Source organism: Microbacterium sp. M28, from assembly GCF_025836995.1.
GTDB lineage: Bacteria > Actinomycetota > Actinomycetes > Actinomycetales > Microbacteriaceae > Microbacterium.
The window spans coordinates 1,031,312-1,049,211 of sequence record NZ_CP107546.1 but is presented as its reverse complement, the minus strand read 5'-3'; the positions used below and the strand labels follow the sequence as shown (position 1 = coordinate 1,049,211).

General features: G+C 70.1%; 21 protein-coding genes. 8 read left to right on the top strand and 13 right to left on the bottom strand.

Annotated features, from left to right (window positions below; all coding sequences use genetic code 11):
• Positions 1-2 precede the first annotated feature (2 nt).
• Positions 3-677, bottom strand: coding sequence for an alpha/beta hydrolase family protein (locus tag OED01_RS05235; protein ID WP_264157324.1), 675 nt, complete (start codon positions 675-677; stop codon positions 3-5).
• 2 nt (positions 678-679) lie between these two features.
• Positions 680-1,459 carry a general stress protein gene (locus tag OED01_RS05230; RefSeq protein ID WP_264157323.1) on the bottom strand — a complete coding sequence of 260 codons (780 nt, stop codon included), beginning with the start codon at positions 1,457-1,459 and terminating at the stop codon, positions 680-682.
• A 78-nt stretch (positions 1,460-1,537) separates the two neighbouring features.
• Here OED01_RS05230 and OED01_RS05225 point away from each other — a divergent pair, with 78 nt between their 5' ends.
• From OED01_RS05225 to OED01_RS05210, 4 genes are read left to right on the top strand one after another with little or no spacing between them, the layout of a single operon-like run.
• On the top strand, positions 1,538-2,803 hold the full coding sequence (locus OED01_RS05225; protein ID WP_264157322.1) for a magnesium transporter MgtE N-terminal domain-containing protein: 1,266 nt from the start codon (positions 1,538-1,540) through the stop codon (positions 2,801-2,803).
• On the top strand, positions 2,803-3,372 hold the full coding sequence (locus OED01_RS05220; protein ID WP_264157917.1) for a DUF1003 domain-containing protein: 570 nt from the start codon (positions 2,803-2,805) through the stop codon (positions 3,370-3,372). The genes OED01_RS05225 and OED01_RS05220 overlap by 1 nt, the downstream gene beginning before the upstream one ends.
• Positions 3,369-4,487: an Mrp/NBP35 family ATP-binding protein gene (locus OED01_RS05215; RefSeq protein WP_264157321.1), complete on the top strand. Its 1,119-nt coding sequence runs from the start codon at positions 3,369-3,371 to the stop codon at positions 4,485-4,487. The genes OED01_RS05220 and OED01_RS05215 overlap by 4 nt, the downstream gene beginning before the upstream one ends.
• A 22-nt stretch (positions 4,488-4,509) precedes the next feature.
• Positions 4,510-5,010 (top strand): hypothetical protein, encoded by a 501-nt coding sequence (locus tag OED01_RS05210; protein ID WP_264157320.1) that lies wholly within the window; start codon positions 4,510-4,512, stop codon positions 5,008-5,010.
• Between the two features lie 21 nt (positions 5,011-5,031).
• Here the strand turns inward: OED01_RS05210 and OED01_RS05205 are convergent, their stop codons facing one another.
• Positions 5,032-5,430 (bottom strand): Sec-independent protein translocase family protein, encoded by a 399-nt coding sequence (locus OED01_RS05205; RefSeq protein ID WP_264157319.1) that lies wholly within the window; start codon positions 5,428-5,430, stop codon positions 5,032-5,034.
• An 84-nt stretch (positions 5,431-5,514) separates the two neighbouring features.
• On the opposite strand from OED01_RS05205, the gene OED01_RS05200 reads away from it, so the two are divergent.
• Positions 5,515-6,153, top strand: coding sequence for an O-methyltransferase (locus OED01_RS05200; protein WP_264157318.1), 639 nt, complete (start codon positions 5,515-5,517; stop codon positions 6,151-6,153).
• A 75-nt stretch (positions 6,154-6,228) separates the two neighbouring features.
• Here the strand turns inward: OED01_RS05200 and OED01_RS05195 are convergent, their stop codons facing one another.
• The 3 genes from OED01_RS05195 to dapE form a co-directional block, all read right to left on the bottom strand.
• The gene (locus OED01_RS05195) at positions 6,229-6,399 is read right to left on the bottom strand and encodes a DUF3117 domain-containing protein (RefSeq protein ID WP_264157317.1); all 171 of its coding nucleotides are present in this window, start codon (positions 6,397-6,399) and stop codon (positions 6,229-6,231) included.
• Between the two features lie 93 nt (positions 6,400-6,492).
• Positions 6,493-7,704: a hypothetical protein gene (locus OED01_RS05190; RefSeq protein ID WP_264157316.1), complete on the bottom strand. Its 1,212-nt coding sequence runs from the start codon at positions 7,702-7,704 to the stop codon at positions 6,493-6,495.
• A complete protein-coding gene (dapE, locus tag OED01_RS05185; protein WP_264157315.1) occupies positions 7,686-8,759 on the bottom strand; it encodes a succinyl-diaminopimelate desuccinylase in 1,074 nt (357 codons plus the stop codon). Before dapE ends, OED01_RS05190 begins: the two co-directional genes overlap by 19 nt.
• Positions 8,760-8,821: 62 nt before the next feature.
• On the opposite strand from dapE, the gene dapD reads away from it, so the two are divergent.
• Together dapD and OED01_RS05175 are read left to right on the top strand one after the other, a co-directional pair.
• Positions 8,822-9,775 carry a 2,3,4,5-tetrahydropyridine-2,6-dicarboxylate N-succinyltransferase gene (gene dapD / locus OED01_RS05180; RefSeq protein ID WP_264157314.1) on the top strand — a complete coding sequence of 318 codons (954 nt, stop codon included), beginning with the start codon at positions 8,822-8,824 and terminating at the stop codon, positions 9,773-9,775.
• A 219-nt stretch (positions 9,776-9,994) separates the two neighbouring features.
• A complete protein-coding gene (locus OED01_RS05175; RefSeq protein ID WP_264157313.1) occupies positions 9,995-11,470 on the top strand; it encodes a DEAD/DEAH box helicase in 1,476 nt (491 codons plus the stop codon).
• 90 nt (positions 11,471-11,560) lie between these two features.
• Here OED01_RS05175 and OED01_RS05170 read toward each other — a convergent pair whose 3' ends face one another.
• The 6 genes from OED01_RS05170 to OED01_RS05145 form a co-directional block, all read right to left on the bottom strand.
• Entirely contained in the window at positions 11,561-12,856 is a 1,296-nt protein-coding gene (locus OED01_RS05170; RefSeq protein ID WP_264157312.1) for a citrate synthase, read from the bottom strand.
• A 160-nt stretch (positions 12,857-13,016) separates the two neighbouring features.
• Positions 13,017-14,129 carry a succinyldiaminopimelate transaminase gene (gene dapC / locus OED01_RS05165; protein ID WP_264157311.1) on the bottom strand — a complete coding sequence of 371 codons (1,113 nt, stop codon included), beginning with the start codon at positions 14,127-14,129 and terminating at the stop codon, positions 13,017-13,019.
• A 2-nt stretch (positions 14,130-14,131) separates the two neighbouring features.
• Positions 14,132-14,452, bottom strand: coding sequence for a ferredoxin (gene fdxA, locus OED01_RS05160; protein ID WP_264157310.1), 321 nt, complete (start codon positions 14,450-14,452; stop codon positions 14,132-14,134).
• A 9-nt stretch (positions 14,453-14,461) separates the two neighbouring features.
• Positions 14,462-14,920: a histidinol dehydrogenase gene (locus OED01_RS05155; RefSeq protein WP_264157309.1), complete on the bottom strand. Its 459-nt coding sequence runs from the start codon at positions 14,918-14,920 to the stop codon at positions 14,462-14,464.
• Between the two features lie 40 nt (positions 14,921-14,960).
• The gene (locus OED01_RS05150) at positions 14,961-15,275 is read right to left on the bottom strand and encodes an AzlD domain-containing protein (RefSeq protein ID WP_264157308.1); all 315 of its coding nucleotides are present in this window, start codon (positions 15,273-15,275) and stop codon (positions 14,961-14,963) included.
• A complete protein-coding gene (locus OED01_RS05145; RefSeq protein ID WP_264157916.1) occupies positions 15,272-15,979 on the bottom strand; it encodes an AzlC family ABC transporter permease in 708 nt (235 codons plus the stop codon). Before OED01_RS05145 ends, OED01_RS05150 begins: the two co-directional genes overlap by 4 nt.
• A 93-nt stretch (positions 15,980-16,072) precedes the next feature.
• On the opposite strand from OED01_RS05145, the gene OED01_RS05140 reads away from it, so the two are divergent.
• On the top strand, positions 16,073-16,621 hold the full coding sequence (locus tag OED01_RS05140) for a helix-turn-helix domain-containing protein (protein WP_264157307.1): 549 nt from the start codon (positions 16,073-16,075) through the stop codon (positions 16,619-16,621).
• A gap of 39 nt (positions 16,622-16,660) precedes the next feature.
• Here the strand turns inward: OED01_RS05140 and OED01_RS05135 are convergent, their stop codons facing one another.
• Positions 16,661-17,776, bottom strand: a complete 1,116-nt coding sequence (locus OED01_RS05135) for an aggregation-promoting factor C-terminal-like domain-containing protein (RefSeq protein WP_264157306.1) — start codon at positions 17,774-17,776, stop codon at positions 16,661-16,663.
• Positions 17,777-17,900 lie beyond the last annotated feature (124 nt).

The following is a 17,900-nucleotide window of genomic DNA, read 5'->3' as shown; positions in this document are numbered from 1 at the left end:
CGTCACCGGCGCGTCATGGCGAACGACGTCACGAGCGGGCCCAGCGACGCGCCGATCACGTCCGTGGGACGCTTGCTGCCCTTGACCTCGAACGAGTGCCCTCCGCCGTCGATCCAGACGACGCGTGCGTCGCGGCACGTCTCGATGACCGCGTCGAACTGCTCCACAGGCTGGATGAACGGGTCGTTCGTCCCCTCGATGAACAGCTGCGGCGCCGCGACGTCCGGCAGATGCTCGGCTCGCGGCTTCTCCGGCTTTCCCGGTGCGTGCAGCGGATAGCCGAGATAGACGAGCCCGGCGACATCCATCCCCTCGGCAGCGGCCATCGACGCCATCCGGCCGCCGTACGACTTGCCCGCCGCCCACACCGGACCGTCGGTACGCGAGCGGACGGCGTCCACCACGGCGTGCCAGGTCGCGATCGCATGTGCGGCCGGCCCCGGCATCCGACGCCCCTGGGCGCGGTAGGGGAAGTCGAAGCGGACCGTCGCGAAGCCGTCGTCGTTCAGTGCGGCGGCGAAGCCGACGAGGAAAGGATGCTCCATCCCTGCTCCGGCGCCGTGCGCGATGATGACGGTGCCGCGATCGACGCCACCGGTGCGCTGGGACAGAGACGCCGGAACCGTCACGACCCCGGCCGGCAGCGCCACGTCGATGCGCAGCGGCTCCTCGGTCATGGTCAGTCGTCGCTCGTGGGCTTGCTCGGAGTCGTGTCGGCCTCGGGCGCGCCGGCTTCGGCATCCGCAGCGGACCCCTCCGCAGGGGCGTCAGTCGACCCCGTCGAGGTCTGGGTGTCGGAAACCCGCTCGCCGTACCGCGGACGCGGGTCGGCGGGACGCGGCGGAATGACCGGCGAGGGGCTGGACGTCGCCGCTGCCGACGGTGCCGCGGCAGGGCCGGAGGGCGCCGGGTCGTTCTGCGGCTGACCGGGCGTCACCCGTTCGCCGTACCGCGGAGGCTCGTTCAGATCGACCGGCGGCCGCGCGGCGGCGGGGCGCTGGGCACCCAGCACCTGCCTGGCCTTCGACAGCGAGGCCGCCAGCACCGTCACCTCGTAGTGGTCGGCGGCGAGCTGCGTGACGCTGGCGAAATCGCGGCGTCGACGGACGATCGCGAACGTGACCAGGCTGAGCATCATGCCGATCGCGACGCCGATGAACAGGTACGCCACGAACATCTGGATCGGCACCTCCGGGTTGCCGACCATGAGAATGGCCGACAGCAGGAGACCGATCAGCAGACCGTTGATCGCACCGGAGCGCGCGGCCGTGGCGTATCCGAGCCGTCCGGTGATCTTCTCGATCGTCCGCACGCCCTGCCCGACGATCGCGATGTCGCGCGCAGGCACTTCACCGGCGATGAGCTTCGACACCGTCTTCTGCGCACGTTCGTACTCGCGCATCGAAGCGACGGTCTCGCCGACGTCGGCACCGTCTGCAGGGCGGTTGAGCATGGTCATCCACCCATTCTTCCACGCGTGCGCCCCGGCGGTGCCGTGGACCCCCGCAGGTCCGGCCGCGCGGACTACGCTGGGGACGTGAGCACTCAACGGGTATTCGTCGCGCGCCTGGCCGGGTGCGCCGTCTTCGACCCCGTGGGCGACCGGCTCGGCAAAGTCCGGGATGTCGTCATCGTGTACCGAAAAACGGCCGCGCCGCGCGTGATCGGCCTCGTGGTCGAGATCCCCGGTCGCCGGCACGTGTTCCTCTCGATCGGCCGGGTCACCTCGATCCGCGCCGGGCAGGTCATCTCGACCGGCCTCATCAACGTCCGCCGATTCCAGCCGCGACCCGGCGAGGTCCGCGTCCTGGCCGAGCTGCTGGGTCGTCGGGTCGGATTCGTCGACGGGACGGGCAGCGCGGTCATCGAGGATGTCGCGATCGAGCCGAACCGGCTCGGCGAATGGAGCATCACACAGCTGTTCCTGCGCAAGCCCAAGACGAGCGCATCCCCGTTCGCGAAGGGCCCGACCGCCTTCGCCGCCTGGAACGAGGTCGCCGAAGACCGTGCGCCGGGCGAGGCCCAGTCCGCCGAGCAGCTGGTCGCGTCCTACTCCGAGCTGCACGCGGCCGACCTCGCCAACACGCTTCTCGACCTGCCCCAGCAGCGCATGATCGAGGTCGCCGAGGAGCTGCCGGACGACCGTCTCGCCGACGCCCTCGAGGAGATGCCCGAAGAGGAGCAGGTGCACATCCTCGACCGGCTCGGCGATGAGCGCGCGGCCGACATCCTCGATCAGATGGAGCCGGATGACGCGGCCGACCTGCTGGCACAGCTTCCGAAGAAGCGCCTGGAGCAGCTGCTCGAGCTGATGGAGCCCGAGGAGGCCGAGGACGTCCGCACGCTCCTCTCGTACGGCCCCGACACCGCCGGTGGTCTGATGACGACCGAGCCGATCATCCTGTCGGCCGATGCGACGGTCGCCGAGGCGCTGGCTCTGATCCGCCGGCACGAACTGCATCCGGCTCTCGCCGCGGCCGTGTTCGTGACGCTTCCGCCGTTCGAGACGCCGACCGGCCGACTCCTGGGTGTCGTGCACTTCCAGCGGATGCTGCGCTACCCGCCGCACGAACGCCTCGGCGCGATCGTGGACGACAGCATGGAGTCGGTGCGCGCCACCGCCTCCGCCGCGGAGGCGGCCCGCATGCTCGCCAGCTACGACCTCGTCTCCCTGCCCGTCGTCGACGCCGCGCACCGCCTGGTCGGCGCGATCAGCATCGACGACGTGCTCGACTACCTGCTCCCGGATGACTGGCGTTCGCACGACATCGACGACCCGGCGACGGATGGGAGCGCGCGATGATGGCGAAGAACACCCGCGCCGGCCTCGATGCTCCCCTCGGGCGCGGTACAGCACGGCAGCGACCGACCTCCCGTGACCGCTTCGGCCGCTTCACGGAGTGGGTCGCGAGGGCGATGGGGACACCGGCGTTCCTCCTGATCCTGACGCTCTTCTGCGTGCTGTGGATCAGCTGGAACACGCTGATGCCCGAGAACCTGCGCTTCGACGACGCCGCGCTCGGTTTCACCGCGCTGACCCTCATGCTCTCGCTGCAGGCCTCGTACGCCGCTCCCCTCATCCTTCTCGCGCAGAACCGTCAGGACGACCGCGACCGGGTGCAGATCGAGCAGGATCGTCAGCGGGCCGAGCGCAATCTCGCCGACACCGAGTACCTGGCGCGCGAGATCGTCGCGCTGAGGCTGTCGCTCGAGGAGCGCAATTCTCAGGTCGTGACCCGGGACGTGCTCCGTCAGGAGCTGCGCGCCCTCCTCGCCGAACTCGACGACGAGCACGCGGACGGACGGGATGCCGGCTCCGACGGGCCGTCTCCCCGCACCGGCCCCATCACGATCCGGCGCCCCAGGCGATGACGGCGGAGCAGGTCAGACGCGCCGTCGAAGCCGTCACCGACCCCGAGCTGCGCCGTCCGATCGGCGAGCTCGACATGGTCCGCGAGGTGACCGTGCGCGGCTCGACCGCGCACGTCGCCATCGTCCTGACCATCGTCGGGTGCCCCGCCGCGAACCGCATCGAATCGGATGTGCGCAGCGCTGCGGCATCCGTCCCCGGTGTCGACGACGTGGACGTGTCCGTCGGTGTCATGACACCGGATGAGCGCAAGGCGCTCACCGAGAAGCTGCGTGCGGGGCGGCCTGCACGGCAGATGCCGTTCGGCCCTGATTCCCTGACCCGCGTCATCCTCGTGTCCAGCGGCAAGGGCGGCGTCGGCAAGTCGACCCTCACCGCCAATCTCGCCGTCGCACTAGCGGAGCGCGGTCTCGCGGTCGGGCTCGTGGATGCCGACGTGCACGGATTCTCGATCCCCGGCCTCCTCGGCATCCCCGCGGGGACGCAGCCGACCCGCATCGACGATCTGATGCTGCCGCCGGTCGCGCACGGAGTGAAGACGATCTCGATCGGCATGTTCCTGCGCGACGGGGAATCCGTCGTGGCATGGCGCGGACCGATGCTGCACCGCACGGTGCAGCAGTTCCTCACGGACGTGTTCTTCGGCGACCTCGACGTGCTGCTGATCGACATGCCGCCCGGCACGGGCGACATCGCGATCTCGATCGGCCAGATCCTGCCGCATGCCGAGGTGCTGGTCGTCACCACACCGCAGACCGCGGCATCCGACGTCGCGATCCGCAGCGGTCTGGTCGCCCGGCAGACCGGTCAACGCGTGATCGGCGTCGTCGAGAACATGGCGGCCTTCGCACTACCGGACGGCACTGTGATCGACCTGTTCGGCTCCGGCGGCGGTGCCGAGGTCGCGAAGGCACTGTCGACGCCGGCCGAGCCGATCGCGCTGCTCGCGTCCATCCCGCTCAGCCCGGCACTGCGCGAGGGCGGGGATGCCGGCATGCCCGTCGTCCTCGAGGACCCGTCGGATGCCGCGGCCGCCGCGATCGACGCACTCGCGCAGCGCGTCGTGACCAAGGGGCGCGGGCTCGCCGGTCGCTCGCTCCCGTTCGCACCGGCGTGACGCCACGGGAGGCGATGCCACGATGACCGAAGCGCCCCGCCGCGTCAGGGTCGACCGCGATCTGCTCACCCGCATGTCCCGAGACGCCACGATCTTCCTGTTGACCCGCCCGCTGTCGATCGTCGTCTGGGGACTGCTCGGAGCCGGTCTGCTCTGGACGCTCGCGCCGTTCGGGACGGCGTTGGCGAACGCGCCGTCGCAGGCCGGGCGACTGGTCGTGATGCCCGCCCTGTTCGCGGGCGTCATGGTGCTGTACGTCATCCTCACGATCACGAGCGTGCGTCGTTCGCTGGCCGTCACGATGCCGGAGGGATCCACCGTCTCGGTCATCGTGGGTCAGCGCGAACTACGGGTGGAGAGCGCCCGCGGCACCTCGCGGATCGCGTTCTCGTCGTTCCGCCGCGTGCGGGCAGGCCGCGACGCGGTGATGCTTCAGCTGCGCGACAGCTCCGCGATGACGGCGCTGCCGCGAGCGGTCGTGTCCGACGCCGACATCGCCCGTCTGCGCGCCGAGATCGGCTGATCCCGGCGGCGGTGAGTCGGATCAGGTCGCCTCGGGATCGAACGGCGGCGGGCTCTTCTTCGAGAACACGGGGGTCTCCCGAACCGCTGTCGTGGCTGTGGCCTTGGTCGCCGTGGTCTCCGACGCAGCGCTCGTGGTCGACGGCGTCACGGGGGCGGGGGCTGCGTCCTCGAACAGCGCGTCACGGATGATGCGCCGGGGGTCATACTGCCGGGGGTCGAGCTTGCGCCAATCGACGTCCGAGACCTCGGGGCCCATCTCCTCCTGCACACGGCTCTTCGTGTCGCGCAGCATCTCGCCGCCTCGGCGCACGAGCTTGGCGAACTGCTCCGCGTAGTGCGGCAGCCGCTCAGGACCGATCAGCAGCACAGCGATGAAACCGATCACCAGCAGCTTCTCGACGTCGAGTCCGAACCCCATGGCTCCAGGCTACCGCGCCGCGCCTGTCCGCTGAGAACGCGGCGTGGACGTAATCTGGGAGAGACCACCATTACGGGAGATGCCATGAGCGAGCACGACGCCAACGCGCGGTACATCCGCGAGGCCACAGCGGAGCCGGACGCCATCGCCCGCGCCCGCGCGCGCGCCGACGAGATCGGTGCGGCTCCCATCAGTCCCCTGGTGGGCGCGCAGTACGCGCTGCTCGCCGCCGCCGTGAACGCGCGGACGATCGTCGAGATCGGCACAGGCGCGGGTGTCTCCGGTCTCTGGCTGCTGCGCGGCGCTCCGCAGGCCGTCCTCACCTCGATCGACAACGAACCCGAGCACCTCGCCGCCGCGCGGCAGGCGTTCGCCGAAGCCCGCATCCCGACCACCAGGGCCCGCTTCATCACCGGTCGCGCCGCCGATGTCCTGCCGCGCATGAACGAGGGCTCGTACGACATCGTCCTCGTCGACGCGGATCCCGACAACGTGATCGAGTACGTCGAGCACGGCCTCCGCCTCGTGCGCACCGGCGGAATCGTGCTGGTTCCTCGGATCCTCGTCGGCGGCAAGGTCGCCGACCCTGTGCAGCGCGACGCCGTCACGTCCGCCTACCGTTCGCTCATCCAGGAGACGCAGCAGTCGCAGGCCGTGCTGGCGTCGATCTCCTCCTCCGGCGAAGGACTGCTGCAGCTGATCAGCGTCGCGGAGACCGACTGAGGCTCGAAGACACGAAAAGGGCGGCGGATCCTCGGATCCGCCGCCCTTTTCGTCCCGCTGGATGCGGGAGAGGACTCAGGGGTTCACGACGGCGGCGAGCACGTCGTGAAGCTCCTTCGCTTCGGCGTCGTTCACGGAGACGACCAGACGGCCGCCGCCTTCGAGCGGAACACGCACGATGATGAGGCGCCCCTCCTTGACGGCCTCCATGGGTCCGTCTCCAGTCCTCGGCTTCATCGCTGCCATCGTGGCTCCTTTTCCTCGGTGGTATGCAGCAAGTTTATCGGTAGGGCCACGACCCTGTGTCCGCGCTGGGAAGAATCCGTCATGAACAACCGATCACGGGACCTGCCAGAACGTGTTTCCGAGCGCGTAGACGTGGAGGATCCACACCCATTGCCCGAGGAGGCACAGCACCAGGACCGCGATCCGGTAGCCCCGCCCGCGGGGCACGACGGCGCCCCACAGCGGGCTGAGCGGCATGAGCAGACGGAACGTGGACGACTGCGGGAAGAACACCGCGAGCAGGTAGAGCAGGTAGCTCGCGCTCCACAGCCGGACGTCGATCCCGAGGCGGCGGACGGACGGCGCGAACAGCAGCGCCGCGGCGATCCCGGCGACCAGCAGCGCGAGGGCGACGTACCCCCAGTGCCCCGGCATCCCCCAGTGCGCGAACCAGAACGACGACGCCTCGATCCACCCCTGGAAGGGCACGAATCCGCTCTCGCCCATCCCCCAGGCGCGTCTCCATGCGAGTTCGGTGGCGAGATACGACCCCGGATCGCCCGTGACGATGCCGGCGATCACCTGCCAGGCGAAGCCGGTGACGGTGGCGAGCGCACCCAGCGCGATGATGTGCGCGATGTCGCGGCCGGGCAGCGGTTCACGGCCACGGCGCAGCCAGCGGGCGATGCCGTGCAGTCCGAGGAAGAGCGCGAAGGCGAGGATCCCCGGGCGGGTGAACGCCATGAGCGGGATGAGCAGGTACAGGATGCCGTATCGCCGCCGCTGCACGGCATCCACCGAGAACAGCAGCATCATGGCGAACAGCGCCTCGGCGTAGCCGACCTGGAACAGTGCGGCCAGCGGACCGGATGCGAAGAACGCGACGGCCCACAGCGCGGCTGCCGAACCGAGCCGATCGTGCAGCAGGCGGTACAGCGCGATGCACGCGAAGTACCCGGCGACGAGTGAGATCAGGAGTGCGCCGGCGCCCCAGGAACCCAGCGGGAGTCCGACGATCCTGGCGGCGTATGCGTAGATCGGCATGAAGGCCCAGGCGTTCTCGGCGACTTCCCCGGCTTCCGTCAGCGGCAGTTCGGCTGGGTACCCCTCGACCGCCACCAGCCAGTACCACTGCGCATCCCAACCGAGCACGAAGTCGGCGACGTCGGCGTCGGCGCCGAAGCGCGATGCCTGGCCGGACAGCGCAGCGGCGAGCGCGAGCAGACCGGTCGTGACGAGCCGGGAGGCGACGTAGATCGCCGCGATGCGTGCGACGACCGGCAGGTGCGCCCAGCGCCTGACCGGCGTCAGGCCCCGGTGAGCCATGCGCGCAGGCCGCGCTCGACGGCGTCGATCTGGGCGGTGGGCACGCGCTCCTGGTCGTGGTGCGCGAGATGGGGGTCGCCAGGGCCGTAGTTCACGGCCGGGATGCCCAGCGCGGAGAAGCGCGCGACGTCGGTCCAGCCGTACTTCGGGCGGGGCTCGGCACCGACGGCCGTCACGAACTGCTGCGCGATGGGCGCGTCCAGGCCTGGCCGCGCGCCTTCTGCGGCATCCGTGATCTCCACCTCGAACCCGGCGAGGACGCCGCGCACATGCGCCTCGGCGTCAGCGGCGCTCTTGCTGGGCGCGAAGCGGTAGTTGACCTCGACCTCGCAGAGATCGGGGATGACGTTGCCTGCTACGCCGCCCGAGATCCGCACGGCGCTGAGGCTCTCGCGGTACACCAGCCCTTCGACCGCGACCTCCTTGGCGCGGTATTCGGCCAGCCGAGCGAGAATCGGCGCTGCGCCGTGGATCGCGTTCTCGCCCACCCAGGCGCGCGCGCTGTGCGCCCGCATGCCGTGGGTGCGCACGATGGCGCGGAGCGTGCCGTTGCAGCCGCCCTCGACCTGCCCGTTTGACGGCTCTCCGAGGATCGCGAAGTCGGCCTGGAAGAGGTCGGGGCGGGCGGCCGAGAGCAGGTTGAGTCCGTTCAGGGCTGCGGCGACCTCCTCGTTGTCGTACCACATCCAGGTGATGTCGACCACGGGCTCGGTCAGCTCGGCGGCGAGCTTCAGCTGCACGCCGACCCCGCCCTTCATGTCGACGGTGCCGCGGCCCCACAGATGAGGTTCGCCGTCGATGTCGACATCCTTGGTCGGCACGTTGTCGTTGATGGGCACGGTATCGATGTGCCCGGCGATCACGACCCGCTGCGCACGGCCGAGCTGCGTGCGCGCGACGATGGTGTTGCCGAATCGGATCACCTCGAGATGCGCCAGCGGTCTGACCGCTTGCTCGATCGCATCGGCGAGCATCGCCTCATCCCCGGAGACGCTGGGGATGTCGCAGATCGTCCTGGTGATGTCGAGCGAGGAGGCGGTGAGATCGAGTGCCATGCCCTCAGCCTACGGCGCACCACCCGGCGTGGCCGTCGCGGCGTTCGCGGTAGCGTTGTCCCATGAGCAACGCGCGCACGGTATGGGGTGTCGGACTGTCCACGATCGCATCGGACGGCACGGTCCTGGATGCCTGGTACCCTGAGGTCGGCTTCGGTTCGCTGGAGGCGACGGACGCCGTCGCCGCGGTCGCGACGTGGGATGCCCTGGCCGAAGCCGACGAGCGGCGCAACGTCCGCACCGAACTGGTCCAGCTGCGGATCGACCTCGACGAGGCGCCGGGGTCGACCGCGGACGCCTACCTCCGCCTGCACGCGCTGTCGCGCCTGCTGGTGCAGCCGAACGACCTGAACCTCGACGGCATCTTCGGGCACCTGCCGAACAACGCGTGGACCACCGCCGGTCCGATGCTCCCCGCCGACGCCGAGCGGCTGCGCCCGCTGCTGCAGCGCAACGGGATCCAGGTGCAGGGGCTCGACAAGTTCCCCCGTCTCACCGATTACGTGCTCCCCGAGGGCGTCCGCATCGCCGACACGTCCCGTGTGCGCCTCGGCGCACACCTCTCCCCCGGGACCACCGTCATGCACGAGGGCTTCGTGAACTTCAACGCGGGCACCCTCGGGCCGGTCATGGTCGAGGGCCGCATCTCGCAGGGCGTCGTGGTCGGCGCGAACAGCGACATCGGCGCGGGAGCCTCGATCATGGGCACGCTCTCCGGAGGCGGGACAGTCCGAGTCTCGATCGGCGAGCGCTCGCTGCTCGGCGCGAACGCCGGCATCGGCATCGCCCTCGGCGACGACTGCGTCGTCGAAGCCGGTCTCTACGTGACGGCCGGTTCGAAGGTCGTTCTCGCAGACGGTCCGAGCACGGCGGACGGCGTCAAGCGCACGGTCAAGGCCGCCGAACTGAGCGGCCGGGACGGCATCCTGTTCTGGCGCAACTCGGTCACCGGTGCCATCGAGGCCAAGCAGCGCGCTGGCGTCGGGGTCACCCTGAACGAGGCGCTGCACGCCTGATCTGGACGCATGCGCCCGACGGCATGCGCGCACTGGTAGGCTGGCGAGGTTGCCTTCGGGTGACTGCGTCGTCGTCACGGGTCTCTGAGGACCGAAGCGAACTGATCCGCTCCAGCTTCCGGCTGGCGTTTCGAACGGCGAACCGGTGCGCAGCTCTTGCGCCCTCGCCCACCTCACACCCACTATGCGCGCACACTCGCGCGCCGATGGAGCATCTCTATGCCTACTTTCCTCGAACTCGGCGTCCCGGCGCCCCTCGCTGCGGTCCTCGCCGCCGAAGGCAAGACCGAGGCGTTCGCGATCCAGCGCGACACCCTCCCCGACTCGCTCGCGGGTCGTGACCTGCTCGGCCGCGGCCGCACCGGCAGCGGCAAGACGATCGCCTTCGCGCTCCCCCTCGTCGCCCGCCTGTCCGAATCCGGCAAGCGCACCCGCCCGGGGCACCCGCGCGGACTCGTCCTCGCGCCGACCCGCGAACTGGCCACTCAGATCGCCGCGACCGTCGCCCCCTTGGCGAAGGCCGCCGGCCTGACGGTCGCCACGATCTTCGGTGGCGTCAGTCAGCGCCCGCAGGAGCAGGCGCTGCGGGCCGGTGTCGACATCATCGTGGCCTGCCCCGGCCGCCTGGAAGACCTCATGAAGCAGAAGATCGCCTTCATGGATGCCGTGGAGGTCGCCGTCCTCGATGAGGCCGACCACATGGCCGACCTGGGCTTCCTGCCCGGTGTCACCCGCATCCTCACCGCGACCCCGGCCGGTGGACAGCGACTGCTGTTCAGCGCGACGCTGGACCGCGGCATCGACTCTCTCGCGCGCCGCTTCCTCGTGAAGCCGGTCAGCCATGAGGTCGATGAGGCGAGCGTGCCGGTCGGCGAGATGACGCACCGCGTACTGCTGGCCGACGCCGAGCGCAAGAAGACGCTCGTCAACGAGCTGGCCTCGGGTCTGGGGCGCCGCATCCTGTTCACGCGCACCAAGCACCAGGCGAAGAAGCTCGCCAAGGCGCTCACCGCGGCGGGCATCCCGGCGGTCGATCTGCACGGCAACCTGTCGCAGAACGCCCGTGAGCGCAACCTCGCGGCGTTCTCGGCCGACCCGGCCGACGGGGGCGTGCGCGTCCTGGTCGCGACCGACGTCGCCGCCCGAGGCGTCCACGTCGACAACGTCGACCTCGTGGTGCACGTCGACCCGCCGGTCGAGCACAAGGCGTACCTGCACCGCTCCGGTCGCACCGCGCGTGCCGGCGCCGCCGGAACCGTCGTCACCGTGGTGCTCCCCGAGCAGCGTCGCGACGTCAAGGACCTCCTGCGCAAGGCGCAGATCGATGCACCTCTCGAGCCCGTGACGGACGGCATCGTCGACGACCTCGTCGGCGAGCGTGCCGCGTACGTCAAGCCGGTTCCCGTGCAGCAGCAGACGCAGGGCGGGGGCCAGCGCAGGCCGCAGGGCGGACAGTCGCGCGGCGGCCAGGGCGGTCAGCGCACCGGTCAGAAGCAGGGCGGCGCACGCTCTGGTGCCCGCGGCCAGGGCGGTCGCACCGCGGCATCCGGTGCCGCGCGCAGCGACGTGCCCCGCGGCGGTTCGGTATCGCGGTACGCCAGCGAGAGCGGTCAGCGTTCGCACGCTCCCGCCTCCGGTCAGCCGGCGCCCCGTCGTCGTCGTTCGCAGCGACCGTCCGGCGCACCCCGCGCCTGAGCGCACACGAAAAACCACTTCCTCCACGAGGAATCACCTGCCGGGTGGTTTCTCGTGGGGGAAGTGGTTTTTCGTCGTCCGGGCGTCGCGTCAGCGATTCGGGAAGGCGCGCTCCGCGGCCCCCGTGTACAGCTGCTGCGGGCGGCCGATCTTGGTCTGCGGGTCGAGCTGCAGCTCGCGCCACTGCGCCAGCCAGCCCGGGAGGCGGCCGATCGCGAACAGCACCGTGAACATGCGGGTGGGGAAGCCCATCGCCTTGTAGATCACGCCGGTGTAGAAGTCGACGTTCGGGTACAGGCGGCGCTCGACGAAGTAGTCGTCCGCGAGGGCGATCTCCTCGAGCTCCTTGGCGAGGTCCAGCAGCGGGTCGCTGACGCCGAGCGAGGCGAGCACCTCGTCCGCTGCGCTCTTGACGAGCTTGGCACGGGGGTCGTAGTTCTTGTAGACGCGGTGCCCGAAGCCCATGAGCTTGACACCGTCCTCCTTGTTCTTGACCCGCTCGACGAAGCGCTGGACGCTCTGACCGGACTCGCGGATCTGCCCGAGCATGGTCAGCACGGCCTCGTTCGCGCCGCCGTGCAGCGGGCCGGAGAGCGCCTGGATGCCGGCGGAGATCGACGCGAACTGGTTGGCACCTGTGGAGCCGACCAGACGCACGGTCGACGTGGAGGCGTTCTGCTCGTGATCCTCGTGGAGGATCAGCAGCAGCTCGAGCGCCTTCGACATCACCGGGTTGACCTCGTAGGGCTCGCTGTGCACGCCGAAGTTCAGCTTGAGGAAGTTGTCGACGAAGCTCAGGGAGTTGTCGGGGTACAGGAACGCCTGTCCGACGCTCTTCTTGTGCGCGTACGCCGCGATGACCGGCAGCTTCGCGAGCATGCGCACCATGTTGAGCTCGACGTGCTCCGGGTTGTTCGGATCGGTCTGACCCTCGTAGTACGTCGAGAGCGCCGCGACGGCCGACGACAGCACCGACATCGGGTGCGCGGTGTGCGGCAGGGCCGAGAAGAAGTGCTTGATGTCCTCGTGCAGCAGCGTGTGCCGACGGATGCGCTCGTCGAAGTCGGCCAGCTCGGACGGCGTGGGCAGCTCGCCGTAGATGAGCAGCCAGGCCACCTCGAGGTAGCTGCAGTTCTTCGCGATCTCCTCGATCGAGTAGCCGCGGTAGCGCAGGATGCCCTTGTCGCCGTCGATGAACGTGATCGCCGACTTCGTCGACGCCGTGTTCACGAAGCCGTAGTCGAGTCCCGTGTAGCCGGTCTGGCGGGTCAGCGTCGAGAAGTCGATGCTGTCGTTGCCGCTCGTGCCGCGGACCACCGGGAATTCTGCCGTGGTTCCGTCGATCGAAAGCGTCGCCTTCACCTGCTGGTCTCCCGTCGCGCTCACGCGGGCCTCCTCTTACGTCTGTATCGACCGTGTTGGTCTTGCTCGTCGATTCACGGCGTCGTGCGCCGGGCAGATCTCGACCGAATCGCCTCTACAGCCTAGTGCGCACTCCGGCCAACTGTGACATCCGCCAAGAGATGCGGGGGCAGGATGCCGAAATCTACAGTTCCGCGGAGTGCAGCCGTCCCGCCGCCTCCGCCACGCGCTCGGTCGGCGCCGTCAGTGCCAGTCGGATGTGCTCCGCCGAGCCGTCGCCGTAGAACGGCCCCGGACCGGCGAGGATGCCGAGATCGGCCAGCCGCGCCATCGACTCCCAGGCGTCACGGCCCTCCGTGGCCCACAGATACAGGCCGGCCTCCGAGCCGTCGATCCGGAACCCGGCGGCCGCGACCGCGGGCAGCAGTACATCGCGCCGCTCGCGGTACAGCTGCTTCTGCGCCGCCACGTGCGCGTCATCGCCCAGAGCGACAGCCATGGCGTGCTGCACCGGAGCCGGCGGCATGAGGCCGAGATGCTTGCGCGCCGTCAGCAGGTCGGCGATCACGCGGGAGCATCCGGCGACGAACGCGGCACGGTAGCCGGCGAGGTTGGACTGCTTGCTGAGCGAGTACACGCTCAACAGATCCGCCCTGCTGCCGCCGGTCACGCGCGGGTCGAGCACCGAGGGGATCGGCTGCGTGGCCCACGGACCGTCCCAGCCGAGTTCGGCGTAGCACTCGTCACTGGCGAGGATCGCGCCGATCTCGCGGACGCGGCGTACCGCCGCCGCCAGTTCGTCGACAGTCCAGGTGCGACCGTCCGGGTTTCCCGGCGTGTTGATCCAGATGAGCTTCGCGCCCTCGGGCCACTCCGACGGGTCATCGGCCCGCACGGGGGTGGCTCCAGCCACGCGTGCGCCCACCTCGTAGGTGGGGTAGGCGACGGTCGGATGCACGACGATGTCGCCTTCCCCCAGGCCGAGAAGCGTCGGCAGCAGTGCGACGAGTTCCTTCGATCCGATCGTCGGCAACACGTTCGCCGTCGTCAGATCGGGCACACCTCGTCTGCGGGCGTACCAGTCGACGATCGCCTCGCGCAGGGCGGGGGTGCCGACGGTCTGCGGGTAGGCGTGCGCGTCTGTCGCCTCGGTCAGAGCAGCGCGGATGATCGCGGGAGTCGGGTCGACCGGCGAACCGACGGACAGGTCGACGAGGCCGGCGGGATGCCGTGCGGCGCGCTCGCGGAACGGAACGACCGCATCCCAGGGGTAGTCGGCCAGATCGCGGACCGACACCGTCACTCCCCCTGCGGCGGCAGGGCGGCGATGATCGGGTGGTCGAAGTCGTAGACGCCGACCTTGGCCGCGCCTCCGGGCGAGCCGATCTCCTCGAAGAACTCGACGTTGGCCTTGTAGTAGTCGGCCCACTCTTCGGGGAGGTCGTCCTCGTAGTAGATCGCCTCCACGGGACACACGGGTTCGCAGGCACCGCAGTCGACGCACTCGTCCGGGTGGATGTACAGCGACCGTTCGCCCTCGTAGATGCAGTCCACGGGACACTCGTCGATGCAGGCGCGATCCTTCACATCGACACAGGGCAGAGCGATCACATACGTCACTCCCCCAGTCTACGTCCCGTCGCCGACGCGCTCCTCCCGGATGCCGGGGATCGACGTCACGATCGGCGCCGACGGGGCTGGTTCATCCTGCCCCGCGACGGCTCGACGCTCGCGCGGTTGCGGCAGCCGCGGCCACGCGACCGCCAGGAACACGAGCCCGGCGACGAGATAGATCCACACGCGACCCCAGATCGAGTCCTCCACGACGACGGAACCCCCTGGTCCGACGCCCGAGATGAGCGTCACCGTCGCCAGCATCCCGAGACCCGCGGCGAGCGTTGCTCCACGGTCATGAGTCAAGGCGCGGATCGCGGTGAGCAGAGCGCCGCAGGCGATGGCGGCGATGATGAGGCCTGCAGGCACCGGACCCCACATCAGACTGTGCGCGATGGTCCCGGCGATCCCGTACACGCCGCCGACGACGGCAGCGGCGACCCAGGAGAGGATGCGGGAGAGCCAGGTGTTCACTCCGCGAGTCTACCGGCGCCGCCCTCGGCGGCCGCTGGCATCACGCGGCCCAGCCCGCCCAGCGCAGCAGCGCTGCGACCGCCGCGGCGGCGAAGACGACCAAGAGGAAGGACTGGCGCAGCCACAGCAGCACCGCGGCGACCAGGACGGCCGGCACGCGCGCGTCGACGACGATCGACTGGCCGTCGCCGAGGGTCTGCACCGCGACGAGCGCCGCCAGCAGCGCGACCGTGAGCAGATCGGAGATCCGCGCCGGACGCGGCGCGGCCAGCACGCGCGCCGGAATCAGGTATCCGAACGCCTTCAGGGCCACGCAGATGCACGCGGCGAGTAGCACCGCACTCCAGATGCTCACGACTGCACCCCCTGGGGCGCAGCAGGCACGACGTCTCCACCGAGCCAGTTGAACCAGCCGACGACGATGGCGACCACGGCTGCGAGCAGCACCGGGATGCCCGGCATCAGCCAGGGAGTGACGGATGCCGCGACGACGGCCGCTGCCACACCGACCGCCACCGCCTGGCGCTGTTTGAGCCGAGGCCACAGCAGTGCGAGGAACGCGGCGGCCGCCGCGGCATCCAATCCCCAGGTCTTCGGGTCGCCGAGCACGTCGCCGAGAAGCGCACCGACGAGGGTCATGACGTTCCAGCCCAGGAAGATGCCGATGCCGGTGACCCAGAACCCGACGCGGCTCAACCGCGGATCGGGCTGCGAGATCGCCACGGCGGTGGATTCATCGATCGTGAACTGCGCCGCTGCGGCGCGACGCCAGAATCCGCGGCCGATGATCGGCGACATGCGCATGCCGTAGGCGACGTTGCGCACGCCGAGAAGCGCGGCGGAGGCGATCGCCGACGGCAGCGCCGAGACGCCACCGGACGCGAGGACGCCGATGAACGCGAACTGCGATCCACCGGTGAACATCAGCAGACTCAGAACGCACGTCTGCCAGACGTCGAGCCCCGAGGCCACCGCGAGTGCTCCGAAGGAGATGCCGTACGCACTGGTCGCGAGCGCCACGCCGAGACCCTCGCGCCAGACCTCGCGCTCGGCCGTCATGCCGATCCTGTTCGATTCGATGAACACACGATCATCATTCTGAACACCGTCATCGGCGTAGTCAAGCGAACGATCGTTTGACATGATGAACGCATGGATCATCTCCGCACCCGCATCGCACGGACGCTGCGGCGCGAGCGCGAGGCTGCGTCGCTGTCGGTCTCAGGACTCGCCCGTCGTGCCGGCATCTCGAAGGCGACCGTGTCCCAGCTCGAATCCGGAGCGGGCAACCCGAGCGTGGAGACGCTGTGGGCGCTCGGCGTGGCCCTCGGAGTCCCGTTCGCGGCACTGGTGGATCAGCAGGCCAACGCGCCGACCCTCATCCGCGCCGACGATCTCGCCGGCATCCCCTCCGCCGCGGCGGCCTACAGCGCGACCCTGCTCTCGGCCAGTCCGCCGGGAGCGCGGCGCGACATCTACCTGGTCCAGGCGGAGCCGGGCGATCCACGCCGCTCGGAACCGCACCATCCCGGCACGGTCGAACATGTGGTGCTGATCTCCGGTCAGGCGCACATCGGCCCGACCGGAGACACCGAGCTGCTGAACCCCGGCGACTACCTGAGCTACGCGGGTGACGTCGCGCACATCTTCGATGCCACCGCGCCGGGAACGAGCGCGGTGCTCATCTCAGAGCTCCGATGACGCGCGCTGCGCGCGGCGGACGCCGGGGTCGCGCAGGATTCAGTACCAGTCGGTGGCCTGCGAGTGGCCCCACGCCGCGCAGGGCGACCCGTAGGCGCGGTCGATGTAGCTGAGGCCCCACGCGATCTGGGTGGTCGCGTTCGTCCGCCAGTCCGCGCCGGCCGTGGCCATCTTGTCGCCCGGAAGCGACTGCGGGATGCCGGTCGCACCCGACGGGTTGTACGCCTTGTAGTTCCAGCCGGACTCCTTGGTCCACAGCGACTCGAGGCAGGAGAACTCCCCGTCGCCCCAGCCGTATTGGCTCGCTGCCATCGCGCGCGCCGTGGCCTTGGCACCCGCGGGCGTGTTCGCTGCGGCCTGCGCAGCCGCAGCGCGCTCCGCGGCGGCCTTGCGCTCGGCCTCCGCCTTCTGCGCGGCGGTCAGTGCCTCGCGCAGAGTCGCCGTCGCCGCAGCGATCGTGGCAGTGGTCGCGGTCACGTCGGCGGTGTCGACGACCAGCTCGAGCGGCGCCTTCTCGACGTCGTCCGCAGGGGCATCCGACGAATCCGCTTCGGTGGCCGACGCGGGCTCGGGGAGGGCAGGTGCCGCTGCCGCGGCGGCCGCAGGTGCGGTCAGGTCGGCGGGCGCCGCAGCGGCGGGCGCGGCAGTGGCGGGCGCGGCGTCATCGACGACGGCGGCGAGTTCGGCCACGTCCGTCTCGAGGGCGGATGTGTCGATCGTCGTGGTCGCGGTGTCCAGCGTGAGTCCCGACGCGGCCACTTCCGCTGTCAGCGCCGCGGCGTCGGCGAGCGTCGCCTGCGCCGTCTCGACGGCGACCTGCGCGTCCTCGGTGATGCCGGCCATCGGCACGGCCATACGCACGGCGCCGGTCGCCGGCGCGAACGGATCGGCATCCGTCACCGTCGCCAGCGAAGCGATGGCGCCGGAGTGGGCTTCGGCAGCGGCCGCGGCCGAAGAGGCGGTACCCGCCGTGATGGCGACGCTCAGGGCGGCGCCCAGCGCGATGCCGAGAACGAGCGGGTGGCGGGAGGTGACGTCGGCGTGCGCGTGCGCCAGGGTTGCGGCGCGCGCGGACGCACGGGTGTTCGGGGAATGCAGCATGAAGGGTTCGACTTTCGGGTCGTCGTCGGCCCGGACCCTCGCGGGGCGGCTCATCGGGAGCCGTTTCCCGGGCACGAGGATCGAGTCTGTCGCCCCGACCTGGACGAAACCGATCGCCCACCTGGACGCTGCGTGGGTTTTCCCCGGGAATCCGTGCTCGCGGCTCCCGGGAAACTAT